The organism is Mangrovibacterium sp., from assembly GCF_041596335.1.
In the GTDB taxonomy this organism is placed as follows: domain Bacteria; phylum Bacteroidota; class Bacteroidia; order Bacteroidales; family Prolixibacteraceae; genus Mangrovibacterium.
Genome location: NZ_JBFHIT010000057.1, coordinates 12,986 through 30,055, shown reverse-complemented (window position 1 = coordinate 30,055; position 17,070 = coordinate 12,986). Strand labels below are relative to the sequence as shown.

The following is a 17,070-nucleotide window of genomic DNA, read 5'->3' as shown; positions in this document are numbered from 1 at the left end:
TTACAGTCGAAAAAATAACGAATCAAGTATTATGAGCTACGATGTATTAGTCATAGGGAGTGGTCCGGGCGGATATGTTGCCGCAATCCGCGCAGCCCAACTAGGTTTTAAAGTTGCCGTGGTTGAAAAGGAAAACCTCGGAGGAATTTGTTTGAATTGGGGATGTATCCCAACAAAGTCATTGCTGAAAAGCGCTCAGGCATATGAGTACGCTGTTCACGCGGCCGATTATGGCGTGTCAATCTCGGGTGATGTAAAACCTGATTTCGAAGCGATGGTAAAACGTAGTCGCGGAGTGGCCGAAGGCATGAGTAAGGGAATTCAATTCCTCTTTAAGAAGAATAAAATTGACGTGATAAACGGTTTTGGAAAACTGGCCGGGAAAGGATCGGTTGAAGTGACTGATGCCGATGGCAAGAAAACAACCGTTTCAGCAAAACATATCATTCTGGCTACAGGAGCGCGGTCGAAAGAACTCCCCAACTTACCACAGGATGGCAAAAAGATCATCGGATATCGTCAGGCGATGACCCTACCCAAACAACCAAAATCGATGGTTGTTGTAGGTTCGGGAGCAATTGGAAGTGAGTTCGCATACTTCTATCAATCAATCGGTACGGAGGTTACACTGGTGGAGTTCCTACCCAATGTTGTTCCGAACGAGGATGAGGAAGTGTCAAAAACACTGGAGCGATCATTTAAAAAGTCAAAAATGAAAGTAATGGTCGATTCATCTGTTGAATCGGTCGATACCAGTGGCAAGCTTTGCAAAGTTAAAGTGAAAACCAAGAAAGGTGTTGAGGAAATTGAAGCCGAAATTGTGCTTTCAGCCGTTGGTGTTGCTACCAATATCGAAAACATTGGTCTCGAAGAATTAGGCGTAAAAACCGAGAAAGGCAAAATTATTGTCGATGATTTTTATCGCACTAATATTGATGGGGTTTATGCTATCGGAGATATCGTGCATGGGCCTGCTTTGGCGCACGTGGCCTCGGCCGAAGGGATTACCTGCGTTGAAAAAATCGCCGGACAAAATCCTCACCCGGTCGATTACTCGAATATTCCGGGTTGTACCTATACCATTCCCGAAGTTTCTTCGGTTGGGATGACTGAACAGAAGGCAAAAGAAGCCGGCTTTGAAGTTAAGGTGGGAAAATTCCCGTTCTCGGCCAGTGGTAAAGCAAGTGCTTCCGGTCAAAAAGAAGGATTTGTGAAACTAGTGTTCGATGCCAAATACGGCGAATTGCTTGGAGCTCATATGATTGGTGGAAATGTAACTGAAATGATTGCCGAATTAGTCGTAGCTAAACGTCTGGAAATAACCGGTCATGAGTTGATTAAGTCGATACACCCGCACCCAACGATGAGCGAAGCAATTATGGAGGCAGCTGCAGCAGCTTATGATGAAGTGATCCACTTGTAATCAAGTCTCTACAAAATATATTGAATGGCTCGGGCTAATTGCTCGAGCCATTTTTTTATCAGGTCGACTGCCACGGATTTTCCTTTTTCGATTAGAATGCCAGGTAATAGAACAAATGAACTTTTTGTTTGAAAATTCTTAATGTGTTGATTGACAGTATATTTGTTTTGAGTAAACGTATAAATTGATACTTTTGCGGCGCATTACAAACAACATTACTTTTTATGAAGAGAATTATTTTATCCAGTGTTATCGTGTTATCGGCGTTGTGCTCGGCACATGCCGGAGGTATATTAACCAATGGCAACCAGAGTGCGCAATATATCCGGATGCTTTCCCGGAATGCATCGACCCAAATCGATGGTGTGTATTTTAACCCGGCTGGGTTGGTGCAAATGAGCAATGGTTTTCATTTCGCGCTGAACAATCAAAGTTTGTTTCAAACCCGCACGATCGAGAATAATTTCCCGCTGTTAAATCAATCGTCTTATGAAGGAGGGTTGACAATTCCGGTTTTTCCAACAGCGTTCGCTGTTTATAAGAAAGATAAGTTGGCCTTATCTTTCGGCTTCGGAATAAACTCAGGAGGCGGTTCGGCTGAATACAATACCGGTTTACCATCATTTGAAATGCCATTCGCTCTGCTTCCTTCCGGTTTGAACCAATTGGGAGTTGCCGTCACCGGTTATTCAACCGATTTGTACTTCAAGGGGTATTCCGCTTATCTGGGATTTCAGTTTAATGCAAGTTATAAAATCAGTGAGGCGATTAGTGGTTCTGCCGGTTTTCGTTTAATTAATGCGAACAATAAATACGAAGGGCATATAAAAAATATTAGTGTTTTCACTGCCGGGCAAAGTTTTTTGGCAGCCGATCTGTTGGCTGATTTAGCGACTCAGGCGACGACTGCAGCACAGAGTTTTTCTCAATATCCGGAGGATATGGTAATGCCGGATGCTGTTGCAACCAGTGCCGGGCTGCCTACTGGTACGACTTTTGGCCAGGCGGTTACCGTTATGACTACCAACGCAGCTACTGCAGATGCTTATGCCTCACAAATGGGAGATAAAATAGTTGATGCCAAACAGAAAGGATTCGGATTCACACCAATCATTGGCTTGAACATTCGTCCTTCAGACAAATTAAATGTGGGTTTGCGCTACGAATTTAGAACGAAACTGGAGTTGGAGAATCAAACTGAGGTTGATGATTTGGGACAATTCCCCGATGGTGACAAGTATCGGAATGATATTCCTGCCATTTTAGCTGCAGGGGGTGATTTTCAGTTGTACGATAACCTGAAACTTTCAGCTTCTTATACGAATTATTTCGATAAGAATGCCAATTGGGATGGCAAAGAGAATGAAGTTGATAAGAATCTTTATGAGTTGGCTTTCGGGATGGAGTATGCAATTTCAGATTTTACGACTGCCAGTGCAGGTTTCATGCATACGAAAACCGGCGTTGGACGCGGATTTCAGTCGGATTTGAGTAACAGCCTGACCGGGAATTCAGTTGGTTTTGGTATCATGTTTAAAGTGAACGAGAAAGTCGATCTGGATTTAGGAGTACTTTATACGGCCTATGAGAGTGATTATATTGAAGATACTTATCAGGGGATTGCATATAAAGAATCCTACGACAAAACAAGTTTGGCTTTTGCCATTGGCGTTACCTACCATTTATTCAAATAAGCTCAAAAGTTGAGCATTTAAAGGCAGCTTCAATCAGGAGCTGCCTTTTTTTGTTCCGGCAGCTTACTCATTTTTATTTTTCAGACGCAACCAATTCCCCTTTTTCAGCATCTATGGATCAGTATCAGAAAGGAGAGACCCAAAAGTCGACCGGAATTCTCTAAATTAAGCGATCTAAAGTACCCGATTTGAAGGAGCTAACGCAATTGATTAAAGATTGTTCTGCAGGTAAGCCGAGCGCTCAGGCTCAGCTGTACAATCTGTATGCATCTACGATGTTCGGGGTTTGTATGCGCTATTCAAAAGATCAGACCGAGGCGGAGGATAATTTACAGGAGGGATTCATTAAAGTATTTCAAAAGATTGATTCTTTCCGGCATCAAGGATCGTTTGAGGGCTGGGTACGGCGAATAATGGTCAACGTGTCGCTGGCGAAATTTAGGAAGCAAACCAAGTTGTACCCGGTCGAAGATATGTCGCAATACGATAATGCGGAGGAAGAAGAGGCTCTTGAAGCCGATTTGTCGGCCAATGATCTGATGCAGCTAATTCGGGAGTTGCCTCCCCGTTACCGAATGGTTTTTAACTTGTATGTTTTCGAATCGATGAACCACAAAGAAATCGCTCAGGAGCTGGGAATCTCGGAGGGAACGTCGAAGTCGAATTTAGCTCGCGCACGAATTATTTTGAAACATCGGGTTCGGAACGAGTTGTTGGGAGCGGAAAATAACAATACAGCATGATGGAAGAAGACAAACATTTGGATGAGCTCTTTCGTTCGAAACTGGAGAAGTTTGAGCAGAAACCCCCCGCCTATGTCTGGGACGGGATTGTGGAAGCGCAAGCACAGTCTCGACGTCGGAAAGTTGTGTTCTGGTGGAAACTGGGTGGCGTTGCTGCGGCAGTAGTGCTAGCTTTTGTGTTGGGTATTGTTTGGCAAAATGAAAAGCCGGGTGTTCGCGTTCAGCCGGGCACTGTCGCGTCAATCATGGAGTCTGGCAAAACGACTGGATTGCCGTCGGCGTCTTTAGAGGAAGAGAAGTCGGTAGCATCGTCTCACGAGAAATCACCCGGGCAATCAGCTGTTTCAGTCGATCAGTCCGGAGCAAATGGTCCCATCATTTCGGTATCGAAAGAATCGGTCGCGACTGAACCCGAAGCATCAAGTTTCGAACAATCATCGGAGGTTTTATTCGGAACGAATGATTTGCAAGAGACTGCACCGCGAATGAGTTTGCTTGGTAAACTAGCAGCACGGCTGCAACATGAGAACCGGCAAGCCAACCGATTGATCGGCTTGAGTTCTGCTTCTTCCCGAAATGGATTGAGTGAACAAGACCTTCGGATAATCGATCAAAACCGAAAAGCTTTGCCGGAAAAGGAACGTCGATTGAAGCTTCTGGATTGGAGTATTGGTGCAAGGGTAAATCCGGCTCTGGCGGTGAATGATACAAAATATGGGCAACAGTACGCTCAAACGATGAATTCTGCATCATCAAACAGTCAGATGAATTTGGGAGCCGGCTTGACGGTTGCTGTTGAAACACAGAGCCGATGGAGCTTTCAATCGGGGATCATGTACAACAGCCTGGGACAGAGTTCTTCCAATTCGTCATCCCGGGAGGGAGTCTCAAATAGTGAAATGGCTTCCGATCAATCCTATTTTCAATCCGGCTTAGTGAATGGCGCTTCAGTTGTGGTGAATGGTCCGGCCGGAACAATCGTGTTAGACGGTGTGCCTCAAAATGCCCTTATTGCTGCTGATTTTGAGTCGGCGGCTTCGGCATCGTCCAATAGCGTTTTACTGACAAATGCCGAGTTTGAGCAGCTTTTTAATTACCTCGAAATTCCGCTTTTAGTTCGTTATCAGCTCATTGATCGAACAGTTGGTCTTCAGCTAATGGGTGGATTTAATACCGGTTTCTTGGTTGGCAATTCAGCCTACATGACCAATGAAAGCCAACGCGTGAATATTGGCGAAACCGCGAATATGAGTTCGGTTACCTATTCAACAAACCTCGGATTAGGTTTTGGCTACCAATTAACACCCGGGTTGCAGCTTCGTTTCGAGCCGCAAATGCGTTATTTTATCGAGTCGTTAAGTCGGAATCCGAACGTAACCTACAAACCCTACACGTTCGAATTTTATACGGGCATCAGCTATTCGTTTTAAATACCATGCCAATTGAATGCCACTATAATACAGCTTCGGTGGTTTCCTTGCCAGATCGCTTTGTCGGTCATTCCGTTGCTTGCCATTTCCATTGCTGGCAAAATTACGGTTCGAAAACTTTCAATTTATTCTTACTTTTTAATTTTGATACGCAACCTGCCCGCAGTGTCCGCATCTTACTCCTGTTTAACCTTAAGTTGTAACTATGAAAAAACTCACCCTTCTTCTGCTTTTTGCCACACTACTTGTTGCTCCGTCGGTTGGCCAGCGAGTATCAAAAGAGGTTGTTTACCTGAAAAACGGATCGGTTGTAAAAGGACATGTGGTACCTTATGACGATGAAAATATGCTGGTGCAATCGGGCCGCAACACTTGGGTATTTAAGAGAACCGATATTGATACGGTTGCTTCGAAATCGGTTCGGATTTTGACTTTGGACAAGCTTGAGAGGCCATGGTTCCTGAAATGTTCGGCAGGGGTTTTAGTCGGTAGTTCCGACAATCAGAAAGACTCACCGTTTTCCTTCGATGGTTCATTCAATACGAAAATGCTTCCAAAATTCTATTTGGGAGCGGGTGCAGGGGTCGATTTTCTGGAGGAATCGTATATGCCGGTTTTTGCGAACTTTGAATATCATTTTCGCGAATCCCGATTTACGCCTTTTTTTAGTTTCAAGGGTGGCTATCTGTTTGCTCTTGATGGTGATGTGCATCAGAATAATTGGATTTACTACGACTATATGCCTTATTCTAACTATTATCCCTACAGTTCTCAGGCAATGGAAAATAAAGGTGGAATGCTGTTGAATCCATCTTTTGGCTTTGTAAGTTACCTGAATCCGAATCTCGGTTTATCGCTTGAGTTTGGCTATCGCTACAGTCAGGTCACGTTTAAAGGCGACCATCAATACGAATTGGAAACAAACTACAACCGCCTGTCCATCCGATTGGGTATTTTATTCAACTAAACAGAAAAATAAGATGAAAAAAAGAGTTCTATATATCTTCCTGTTCATGGGCTTGCTTGCACTTTCGGGCTGCGAGGACAAGATTTATGAAAGTTATCTGGCTAATTCGCCGGTGTATATGAGTTACGACGATTTGCGCTCTGCCGTGAAAACGGAGTCGCCCCGAGAGCTTAAGAATCCCGGGAAAATCTATTTCAAAGACAATTATATCTTTATCAACGAGCAAACGGAAGGGGTGCACGTGCTCAACGTACAGGACCCGGCCAATCCCGAGGAAATAGCGTTTTTGAGTATTCCGGGGAATATTGATTTAGCCATTAAGGACGATGTGTTATACGCCGACAGTTATGTCGATCTGGTGGCGATCGACCTGTCTGATCTCAGCAATATGCACGAAGTTGGGCGTGTTGAAGACATCTTTCCGTATACCTTGCCGGAATACGATACCGATTACCGGCTCGATGAAATTGAAGAAGAAAAAGGGGTGGTGCTTGCCTGGGAGATCAAAGAGGTTCGTCATCGGGTGGAACAGCAAACATACCCGATTTACTACTACGATACTTATAGGGAGGCGCTGTCAAGCGATTTTGCCAATTATAGTTCGGCTGGTGTTGGTGGCGGCTCAGGAAGTACTTTTGGAGTGGGTGGATCAATGGCTCGCTTTGGCCTAAACGGCGACTTTTTGTATGTCGTTGATGATTATCAATTATACACCATTAAAATTAACGATCTGGAAAATCCGGTGATGTTTGGAACTAAAACTGCGGGTTGGGGAATTGAAACGATGTTTGTTTATGACGATCATCTGTTTCTGGGAACAACCACCGGCATGCTGATCTACAGTTTGGAGTTGCCTGAAAGCCCAACATTTATTAAGCAATATACCCATATTACGAGCTGCGACCCGGTTGTAGTACAAAACGATTTAGCCTACGTTACCTTGCGCGATGGTGGCTGGTGCGGACAATCGGTTAACCGACTCGATGTGATCCGGATGAGTGACAATTACACCGAGTTGACAGAGGTGGCAACTTATCCCATGGTGAATCCGCATGGTTTGGGGATCGATGGCGATATTTTGTTTGTGTGCGATGGCGACGCCGGTCTTAAGGTTTACGATGTTGCCGATCCCGAATCTATTACGCAACACAAATTGGCAAGCTTTCCCGACATACAGGCAACGGATGTCATTCCGGTTGGCAATTACCTGTTTATGATCGGCGAAGAGGGCTTTTATTTGTACGACTACAGTAGCTTGCAGGATATTCATCTGCTATCGCACATCCCGGTTGTCGGTGACGAAATCTAGATCAGGAGCCTGATCCTAAGTAACAGATAAGCCATTTAAAGCGGATCTATGATCCGGGATAGCTGAAAAAAAGAGGCTCAATGCCATGAAGTCTTTATGAATTTATTGTATGGTTCTGACCATGTAGATGTCATTCCCTCATTTCCCGAAACCGGCTGCGCAATAGCCGGTTTTTTATTGTCTAATTTTGAAGTCGAAAACGAAGGAGATAATGCGAATGGTATCGACTGCTTATTCGAAACAAGCATCCGGTTTGTTAAGCTTTTCTGTCGTTGTCGGCCGGTGTTGGATTGATTTTCTGAGTCGATTGTTTCGAATCATAGATGAATGAGTCTCTCGGGAAATCAACCTCGCGTAAAGGCGTAATTTTGGTCGATTTGCAAGAGGCATTCCAAGGTTTCCTTTGGTGATCGAGATGAATCTGAACCTTTGGTTCTAATTTTATAGAATGTTTAACTTTTTCTGCAAGATTACCCGTTGGTATACGTTAAATTAGGTCCGGATTACAGGAATGTATTTTCGACTGGCTTAAAAATGGGAGTGGCGGGATGTAATTTAGCGCTCGTGTTTTGTGTGTACAACTTAGGTGGAAGCCGAAAAAAAACGTCTATGGCAGGTCGATTTCTAAAATTTATGATTTGTGAATGCTCTGGATAGCCGGAAGTTTGAAGAACAAAGTGGGCTCTGCCTGTTATTGTGTGCGATTCCGTTTTATAAGTGGTAACTCAAATTATTGACAGGTTAGTTGTACGAATTAAAATAGAGGGAGTCTTTGTGTCGGACTCTGTTTTGTAACTTAAGCAAATGGATTCATTGGATTTTTACGTTAATCAAAAACGCAAGAACGAAGATCTTCTTCGCATAGCTCAAATTACCCAATCGAAGTATAAATACATCCGGCTGGTCGCGTTTGTTGTGGCATTGGTAATTCCGTTCGTGGTGTCTGATTCAGTTTTTGTTAGTGCCTTGTTTTTTCTTTTAGGAATAAGCGCTTTTTTGTTCGTTGTTCGTCGCGATATTTTGCTCGACATCCGGATTGCGAAAATAGAATCGCTTATTGAAGCTGCGACTCAGGAGATAAATGCCATTGAAACGGATCAGTTTCCGGGCAGGAATGGTTCATGCTTCTCAAACCGGAAGCATGCTTATTCGTCTGATCTCAATATCTTTGGCGAACGATCGCTTTACCACTTTTTGAACCGTACCCATACTGCCGCGGCAGAACAGCTTTTAGCCAACTGGTTGAAAGCTCCGGCAAGCAAGGCCGAAATTGAAAAACGCCAGCAGGCTGTCCGGGAATTGGTTTCGAAACCGGAGTTGCTGATCGAAATACGAAGTTTGGCGGTATTAAAAAACCGGAATAAAGAAAAGAATGATCTATCGGGTTTGGATCTGAAAACAGATGCTTTTTGGCCGCGTTTAAAAATCGCATTCGGATATGCAGTGGCTTTTAGTCTTCTCAATTTGGTATTAATTGGAACGTATTTTACCGGACACCTTAACTACCTTTTTTTGTTGGCTGCTGTTGGCTTCAACTACGTTTTGTTTAGTTCGTTATATAGGAAAGTGACAAAACAGGCTGAACCGGTTTTAGGACAATCTAGGGATCTCTGTTTTTTCGAAGATTTTATTGCCGTTTTTGAACGAGAACAAGTTCAGTCTCAATTGCTAAACGATTTAGCACGAGAGTTTTCAGCTGCCGGTGAGTCCGGCTCTGTTGTTATTTCCAGAATCCGTAAACTGCTTCACCGAACCGATCACCGATACAATTTGGCTCTCCAGTTGGTGCTTTTTTCCTGGTGTTATGCCGATGTTGCATTTCTGTTTGACTATTGGCGTGTGCAACGTCGTTATTCTGGCTTTCTAACGCGTTGGCTGCATGCCGTTGCTCACCTTGAGGTATTAAGCAGTTTCGCGGTAATGCAATTTAATCAATCTTGGTTGTTTCCTTCAATTTCCGAAAATCCAATTCAGTTTGTGGCAGAGGGACTTGGACATCCGCTTATTCCATCGGCAAAACGAGTGGTGAATGATGTGCGTTTCGATGACCGAAACCGGATGTTGATTGTGACCGGCTCCAATATGTCGGGAAAAAGTACCTTCCTGCGAAGTGTAGGAGTCAACCTTGTTCTGGCGCTCGCCGGAGCTCCGGTTTGCGCGGCTAAATTTGAGACTGGCCCCTTCGAATTAATGACTTACATGGTTATTAGCGATTCGCTGAATGAAAATGTGTCAACATTTCAGGCCGAGCTTTTGCGGATCAAACAAATTTTGGATGCCAGCAGAACGAAACACAACCTGTTTGTATTGCTCGACGAACTGTTGCGAGGCACAAATACCACCGATCGCGAGTTGGGCTGCAAAGCTATTGTAAGGCACATTGCACATCACCAGTTGTTTGCTGTAGTTGCCACCCACGATCTCAGCCTGGCGAATATGGAGCAGCAGTTTCCCCGGCAAATCCGAAACGCTCATTTCGACATTCAAATCGAAACCGGTAAGATGTTTTTCGACTACAAGTTGAAAAGTGGGGTTTGCCAGAGCTTTAATGCCAGCATGTTGCTGAAAGAAATTGGTCTCGATCTGAATGATGCAAGCGGCGATGCATCAAGGAACTAGCCCGGCTTTTTATTTTGTTTCAAAATCATCCGCCACTCTCCTGGTTTGTGTGTCCCGCCGTAAGTTCGTTCAAATGTCAAGGGCACACGACTTAGGCAGAACCTAATCGCATTAACCAGGTCTGGTAGATCTCTTAGTTCTGGCAATCAGGTTTGAACCCGAGAAATAGATTTGCTCTCATTCTTCCTTCATTTTTGTAAGTCTCCGATTCTATTCGCTACATAATTGTATTTGATAATTTGTTAAGGTGCTCTGTTTCAGTGTGTCGATTCCTGTTGCATTATTCTTGCTGCTGTTTGGCCGAACTAAAAAAGTATAGAAGATGGATATCAAACAAACCTGGGAAAAAGTGATTGAATATGCGACCATGCCGCTGCACGGAAGTTTGTCACGTAAACAACGCAAAGGAGTTAAAATCCGGATAAACGAAGGAGCGATATTGGAAGGTGCAACTTTCTTCCTTGAAGAATTAGTGTTGTGGGTTTCGGAAACCAGTGACGGACAGGTGAGTAACTCGTACTATGATTGGACGAAAATCAGCTCAATTAAAACAATTAGTAACGACGAAAAATAGGAGGGACGATGAGCTCAGAAGAAATCGCAAAGTTGGAGACTGAGATAAACAGGTTGAAATTCAAAGCCGGACAAAAAGCCAGTGAGTTGCACGATCTGATTGAAGACCGATTGCTGACCGACTTTGAAGATATTCCCGCTTTTGCTGAAGCGGCCTATGTTGCCTGTAAGGCCTGGAGCGACAAGCAGAACGAATTAACACAAATTAAGGGCGTTTAACTGAACTTGAATTAGCCCGCGGGGGATGATCGTCTGGTCATTCCCCATTTTTGCATTGCTCCGGATCTGAAACATTGGTATCTGTTTGCTGCCTAGTTCGCTAGGGGTTAGCGAAGCTGTGTTCGCATGCAGCGTAGAATGGTTTTAAATAAGCCAATTGTATGTTTTTCAGCATAAAAATAAATTACCTTTGAGGCCTCAAATTTTTACACAATGGCTGCATATGTAAATAATGTGATGATTATTCGTCACGAGTTGATTGCCCGATTGGTGCGCATGTTTCAGGCGGGTGAGTTGGAGTCTAAAATTAACAGTCTCCCGGTTGAGTTATATCCCAAAGAACGCCAAGCCCGTGGTCGTTGCTGTATTTACAAAGAACGCGCTGTTACCCGCTATAAAATTTTACCTCTGTTGGGTTACGAAGTTCCCTCGGATGATATTGATTTGCACACCTTGAGTGAGTATGCCGGGAAAGCTTTAGTGCGCGAAAATCAACCTGAAAATATTTTAACAGTCGTTGATGAAGCTTGTACCAGTTGTGTTCAGGCTAATTACGTTGTTACAAACCTATGTCGGGGGTGTGTAGCCAGTCCATGTGTGATGAATTGTCCAAAGAACGCGATTCGTTTTACGCCAACCGGACAAACAGAAATTAAGCCCGAGGCATGCGTTAACTGTGGGCTATGTCAAAAAGCCTGTCCGTACCACGCCATTGTTTATATGCCCATCCCTTGCGAGGAAGCTTGCCCGGTAGGTGCCATTAAAAAGAATGCATCGGGGAAAGAAGAAATTGATGCCGATAAATGTGTGTACTGCGGCAAATGTATTACCGCTTGTCCGTTTGGTGCCATTTTCGAACTCTCGGCCGTAATTGATGTGTTACAAGCTATTGAGCGAAAAGAACAGGTGATCGCCATGGTGGCGCCTGCAATCCTGGCTCAATATGCCGAAACGCCGGCTCAGGTTTTTGCAGCTATCCAGGAGATTGGTTTTTCTGAAGTCGTTGAGGTCGCTCGTGGTGCCGAAAAAACAGCTCGCCATGAAGCCATTGAGTTGAAAGAGAAACTTGCCGAAGGACAGCCTTTCATGACCACTTCCTGTTGCCCGTCGTATGTTGAAACTGTGCAAAAACACACACCGGGTTTGATGCCTTACGTTTCGCACACTCCATCGCCATTGGCTTATACTGCTGAAGAATTGCGCGAAAAATATCCACAGGCGAAATTGGTTTTTGTAGGCCCATGTGTGGCTAAGCGAAAAGAAGCACGCGATCAGAATTCGGCAGACTATGTGTTAAGTTTCGAAGAGCTGGATTCTATTTTAGAAGGAATGGCTATTCAACCTGCCAAAATGGAAGGTATCGCCGTTGAATCGTACACCAAAGAGTCAAGAGGATTTGCTCAAACAGGTGGTGTATTGGCTTCTGTGTTGGCCGAAAAGCAAATCGAAAACTTCAGTTTCGAAACCATCAACGGAATCGATAAGGCAATGATTCGTACCATGAAGCAGATGGAGAAAGGGAAAGTTAGTGCCCAGTTCTACGAAGTGATGGCTTGCGAAGGAGGATGTATTGCCGGTCCGGGAGCCAACATCAAATCAGCCAAAGCGAAAAAGAATTTCATTAACTCGATGAAAGCGCTGGAGAAATAGTTCCGGGATTTGAATTGTAGGATTTGATGCCGATCGGTGTATCTGGTTCTGTACACATGGAGTGAGGCTCTTCTGTGCCTGAAAACGGGTCGATGTGTGTAACTAGAGTTTCCGGATCAGCATCAAACCATCCCGCAGTGGCAAAATAACCTGTTTTACACGATGATCATTCTTAACTTTTTTGTTGAAGTCCAGAATACCGATGGTCTGTTCGTCCCGTGGGTCAAGAGCTTCCACAACTTTGCCATCCCATAAAATATTGTCGGCAAGAATGTATCCTCCCGGACGCACCTTGTCGAATACCAACTCGTAATATTGGCTGTACTCGCGTTTGTTGCCATCCAGAAAAACAAAATCGAACGTTTCATCCAACATTGGAATGATTTCGCAGGCATTGCCAATGTGTTGGGCGATTTTATCGCGCATACCGGCTTTTTCAATGTACTTGGTGGCAATCCATTCCAGCTCGTCATTTACTTCAATGGTGTGCAGTTTTCCGTCATTTTGCAACCCTTTAGCCAGGCAAATTGCCGAATAGCCGGTAAAAGTGCCGATTTCCAATATTCGTGTCGGTTGCAGCATCTGGGCAAGCATGGTGAGCAGCATGCCCTGTATGTGTCCCGACAGCATCCGTGGCCGAAGGATGCTGATGTTGGTTTCCCGATCCAGTTCGTACAAAACAGGATCCTCCGGGCTGCTGTGTTCCAGAATGTATTTGTCGAGTTCGTAATTCGTCGTCATTACTCGTAAATTAAGGTGCTCAAAGCTTGTTCAGCTAAAACTTCATTGGCAATCTCCAGGATCTGGCGATCGGTTATAGCCTCAATCTTTCGGTAAATTTCCGGCAAACTGTCAATCTTGTTGTACAACAAGAAGCTTTTGCCCAGCGTTAGCATCAGGTCGTCGCGGTTTTCGCTCGAAATGGCAATCTGGCCGATTAGCTGTTTTTTGGCTTTCGCCAGCTGCTGGCTGCCCATTTGTTTTTCCCGAATCAACTTAAATTCCTTTTTTACCAGTCGAATTGCTTTGTCCAAATTTTCGCGGTCGGTTCCAAAGTACACATTAAACTGGCCGGTGTCGGAAAAGGCTGTGTAGTTCGATTCCACATTGTAGGCCATTCCGTTTCGCTCTCGTAGACAGAGGTTGAGGCGCGAGTTCATCGACTGGCCTCCCAGAATGTTGTTGAGTAGTACCATCCCCATCCGTTTGTCATTCTGTGCGCTGTAAGCAATATTGCCGATCACGCAATGACTTTGATAGGTGTCCATTTTTACCCGTTTAAATCCAGGGGTGTAATTGTTGAATAGCTCTCGCTGCTCTTGTCGTTGTTTGGCGGGTATTTCTCCAAAATACTTTTCAGCCAGCGTACGAAAGCGCGAAAACGGAATATTTCCAACCGAGCTAAGCACCATCTCGTTGGTGTGATAGTTGTTTTGAATAAACTTCTGGATGTGTTCTCGTTTAAACGATTTCACCAGTTTGGGAGTCCCCAGAATATTTCGGGCAATCGGATGACCATCGTATAAAAGTTCGTCGAAATCGTCAAAAATTAGTTCCGATGGGCTGTCCTTATACGAATTTATTTCCTCAATAATCACTTCCTTTTCCCGTTCAATTTCCCGTTCGGGGAACGTGCTGTTTCGGATAATGTCGCTAATCAGTTCCATGCTCCGGCTATAGTGCTCGTTCAAAAAGGTAGCGTAAACAGCAGTTTCCTCCTTGGTGGTATAGGCGTTCATTTCACCGCCCACGTCTTCAATACGACTGAGAATGTGGTAGGCTTTTCTTTTTTTTGTGCCTTTGAAGATAACATGCTCAATAAAGTGAGCAATTCCTTGTTCTTTGACCAGCTCATCGCGTGACCCGGTGTTGAGAATAATGCCAAAATGGGCTGCCGGAGACTCCACTTGTTGGTGAATTACCCGAATTCCATTCGCTAATATGCCTGTATCTATTTTCACGTTCTGCTTAAATTGGTGTGCAAAAGTAGAAAACCACAGGAAATATTCAATCTTTAATTCCATGAAAAAGAAGACCTTTGGAATAAGGGGTAAAAAAATATTTAGTGGAAAGTGATTTTTTGTTTTGAAGTTAAAATTTTTGCTCTATATTTGCCACCGCAATTGCGAAACACAAACGCCGCAAGAAGCAAGCCAATGGTGCCATAGCTCAGTTGGTAGAGCAATGGACTGAAAATCCATGTGTCCCCGGTTCGATTCCTGGTGGCACCACCGGTAAAGGGAAAGATGAAAATCTTTCCCTTTTTTTTATGTCTGGTCGCGGATTATTCTTCTGATCCCATTTATAATTACTACTTTTAAATTTACTGAAAAACCGAGCCCTTTGGTGTTTCGCGAGATCTGTTTGTTGAAACGATATAGGAGGCGGCGGGAAGTGTTTTTTGCATGTTGCGTAGGAGATTATTGCAGTGCACAGAGCAGTTGTCTGCTCAAAATGGGATATAAGCAAACGAGTGCCTTATTTAAAAAAACCTAACTATGAAAAAATCAATCGTACAAGACGGGGATTTCGTCCTTGAGCCTGACGATTTGAATAACAGTATGTTGTTTGAAATCGCTTGGGAAGTCTGCAATCAGGTGGGAGGAATCTACACGGTGATTCAATCAAAAGTGCCGTCAACCCTAAAAAAATGGGGTGACAATTATTTTGTAATCGGTCCATATTACGCCAATCAGGTTGCGACTATTTTTGAGCCGGAGCCTGATCCTGACAATGGAATTGGACATGCTTTGCAGGAAATGCGGGATAATGGCTTTCAGGTGCATTACGGAAAATGGTTGGTGGCCGGAAGACCTAAAGCTATCTTGTTTGATTGCTGTGCCATTGACCACTTGCTGGCAAATTATAAATACCTGATCTGGGAGCACCACAATATTACCATACCCGATGGCGATGATCTGGCGAATAAGGCTGTTGCTTTTGGCTTTCAGATTTATGAGTTTTTCAGGATATTGGTTGAGCAAAAGTATTTCAACAAAAATTTGGTTGCACATTTCCACGAATGGCTTGCAGGTGTAGCGGTTCCTGAATTGCGGAAGTTCAACCTTCCGGTAAAGACCATATTTACAACCCATGCAACAATGCTGGGGCGTTATCTGGCGATGAATGATTCGGCATTTTACGATCATTTACCTAATTACGACTGGCAGAAAGAAGCCAATCATTTTAATATCCGGCATATTGTTGATCTGGAGAGAGCGGCAGCACACGGTGCCCATGTGTTTTCGACGGTGAGTGATATAACCGGTGTTGAGTGCGAATACCTGTTGGGGCGCAAACCTGATTTAGTGCTTCCAAATGGCTTGAATGTGGAACGTTTTGAGGTGTTGCATAAGTTCCAGATTACCCACCAGAATAACAAAGAGAAGATCAATGACTTTGTAATGGGGCACTTCTTTAATAATTATTCATTCGATCTCGACAATACGTTGTACTTCTTTACCTCGGGTCGATTTGAGTACTACAATAAAGGCTACGATATAACGCTTGAAGCGCTCGCCCGGCTTAACTGGAAAATGAAAGAGCAGAATATTGACAAAACAGTTGTCTTCTTTATTGTTACACGAAATCCATATACATCTATGAATCCGGCTGTCTTACAGTCGAGAGCGATGCTCGAAGAGATTCAACGAAACTGCGACGAAGTGCAAAAGGACGTTGCTAAAAGCTTTTATGAAAAGATGGTCGGTGATCACAATGGATTCGAATTGCCAGACCTGAATCAGCTGGTTGATGACTATAAGCTTATTCGTCTTCGCCGGAACCTAAAATCGTGGCACACAAATAATATGCCTCCGGTGGTGACGCATAATCTGGTTGATGAAGAGAAAGATCCGATTATGAACTTTCTGAAAGTATCGAAGCTGCTGAATTTTAAGGAGGACAAAGTGAAAATTGTATATCACCCTGAGTTTATTTCACCGTCCAATCCTCTTTGGCGGATGGAGTACTACGATTTTATTCGCGGTTGTCACCTTGGGGTTTTCCCAAGTTATTACGAACCATGGGGGTATACTCCGCTCGAATGCTGTGTGAGTGGGTTGCCTTCTGTAACCAGCGATTTGTCGGGTTTTGGCGCGTATATTCAGAAACTTCCTGAGTTGCAGGAGAAAGCGGGAGTGAATGTAATTACCCGGAAAAACAGGTCGATGTACGATTCGGCAGAAGATTTGGCAAACTACATGCTTTCGTTTACCAAAATTGAAAAACGAGAACGGATTTTACGGCGTAACCACATTGTGGAGTCCTCGTATATGTTCGATTGGCATGAGCTTGGCCGTCATTACGACGAGGCTTATAAGCGCGCTCTTGTCGCTGAATAAGCACTTTCAAGTAGAGGTTAAAAGAAATATCGCAAAGAGGCAGTCGTTTGGCTGTCTCTTTTTATTTAGGGCGGCGTCATCAGTAACTTTGTTAATTTGT

The 17,070-nt window shown here is 44.0% G+C and carries 13 protein-coding genes and 1 tRNA gene; 12 read left to right on the top strand and 2 right to left on the bottom strand.

Annotated features, from left to right (window positions below):
• From lpdA to ABZD21_RS16255, 10 genes are all read left to right on the top strand, one after another.
• Window positions 1-1,423, top strand: a 1,423-nt coding sequence (gene lpdA / locus ABZD21_RS16300; protein WP_372776158.1) for a dihydrolipoyl dehydrogenase, incomplete at its 5' end; no start/stop codon positions are given.
• Window positions 1,424-1,647: 224 nt separating this feature from the next.
• Window positions 1,648-3,117: an OmpP1/FadL family transporter gene (locus ABZD21_RS16295; protein ID WP_372776156.1), complete on the top strand. Its 1,470-nt coding sequence runs from the start codon at window positions 1,648-1,650 to the stop codon at window positions 3,115-3,117.
• A 188-nt stretch (window positions 3,118-3,305) separates the two neighbouring features.
• The gene (locus tag ABZD21_RS16290; protein ID WP_372776155.1) at window positions 3,306-3,860 is read left to right on the top strand and encodes an RNA polymerase sigma factor; all 555 of its coding nucleotides are present in this window, start codon (window positions 3,306-3,308) and stop codon (window positions 3,858-3,860) included.
• Window positions 3,857-5,290 carry an outer membrane beta-barrel protein gene (locus ABZD21_RS16285; RefSeq protein ID WP_372776154.1) on the top strand — a complete coding sequence of 478 codons (1,434 nt, stop codon included), beginning with the start codon at window positions 3,857-3,859 and terminating at the stop codon, window positions 5,288-5,290. The genes ABZD21_RS16290 and ABZD21_RS16285 overlap by 4 nt, the downstream gene beginning before the upstream one ends.
• A gap of 205 nt (window positions 5,291-5,495) precedes the next feature.
• Window positions 5,496-6,257, top strand: coding sequence for a hypothetical protein (locus ABZD21_RS16280; RefSeq protein WP_372776153.1), 762 nt, complete (start codon window positions 5,496-5,498; stop codon window positions 6,255-6,257).
• Between the two features lie 13 nt (window positions 6,258-6,270).
• Entirely contained in the window at window positions 6,271-7,566 is a 1,296-nt protein-coding gene (locus ABZD21_RS16275) for an LVIVD repeat-containing protein (RefSeq protein WP_372776152.1), read from the top strand.
• Window positions 7,567-8,370: 804 nt separating this feature from the next.
• Window positions 8,371-10,185 (top strand): hypothetical protein, encoded by a 1,815-nt coding sequence (locus ABZD21_RS16270; RefSeq protein ID WP_372776151.1) that lies wholly within the window; start codon window positions 8,371-8,373, stop codon window positions 10,183-10,185.
• A 322-nt stretch (window positions 10,186-10,507) separates the two neighbouring features.
• A complete protein-coding gene (locus ABZD21_RS16265) occupies window positions 10,508-10,759 on the top strand; it encodes a hypothetical protein (protein WP_372776150.1) in 252 nt (83 codons plus the stop codon).
• Window positions 10,760-10,767: 8 nt separating this feature from the next.
• A complete protein-coding gene (locus ABZD21_RS16260; protein WP_372776149.1) occupies window positions 10,768-10,977 on the top strand; it encodes a CCE_0567 family metalloprotein in 210 nt (69 codons plus the stop codon).
• A gap of 213 nt (window positions 10,978-11,190) precedes the next feature.
• Window positions 11,191-12,627 carry a monomeric [FeFe] hydrogenase gene (locus ABZD21_RS16255; RefSeq protein WP_372776148.1) on the top strand — a complete coding sequence of 479 codons (1,437 nt, stop codon included), beginning with the start codon at window positions 11,191-11,193 and terminating at the stop codon, window positions 12,625-12,627.
• A 102-nt stretch (window positions 12,628-12,729) separates the two neighbouring features.
• On the opposite strand, the gene ABZD21_RS16250 is transcribed toward ABZD21_RS16255, so the two are convergent.
• Entirely contained in the window at window positions 12,730-13,368 is a 639-nt protein-coding gene (locus ABZD21_RS16250; RefSeq protein WP_372776147.1) for an O-methyltransferase, read from the bottom strand.
• Entirely contained in the window at window positions 13,368-14,651 is a 1,284-nt protein-coding gene (locus tag ABZD21_RS16245) for a M16 family metallopeptidase (protein ID WP_372776146.1), read from the bottom strand. The genes ABZD21_RS16250 and ABZD21_RS16245 overlap by 1 nt, the downstream gene beginning before the upstream one ends.
• A gap of 134 nt (window positions 14,652-14,785) precedes the next feature.
• Here ABZD21_RS16245 and ABZD21_RS16240 point away from each other — a divergent pair.
• Together ABZD21_RS16240 and ABZD21_RS16235 are read left to right on the top strand one after the other, a co-directional pair.
• Window positions 14,786-14,858, top strand: a tRNA-Phe gene (locus ABZD21_RS16240).
• A gap of 267 nt (window positions 14,859-15,125) precedes the next feature.
• On the top strand, window positions 15,126-16,970 hold the full coding sequence (locus tag ABZD21_RS16235) for a hypothetical protein (protein WP_372776145.1): 1,845 nt from the start codon (window positions 15,126-15,128) through the stop codon (window positions 16,968-16,970).
• The last annotated feature ends 100 nt before the right edge of the window (window positions 16,971-17,070 follow it).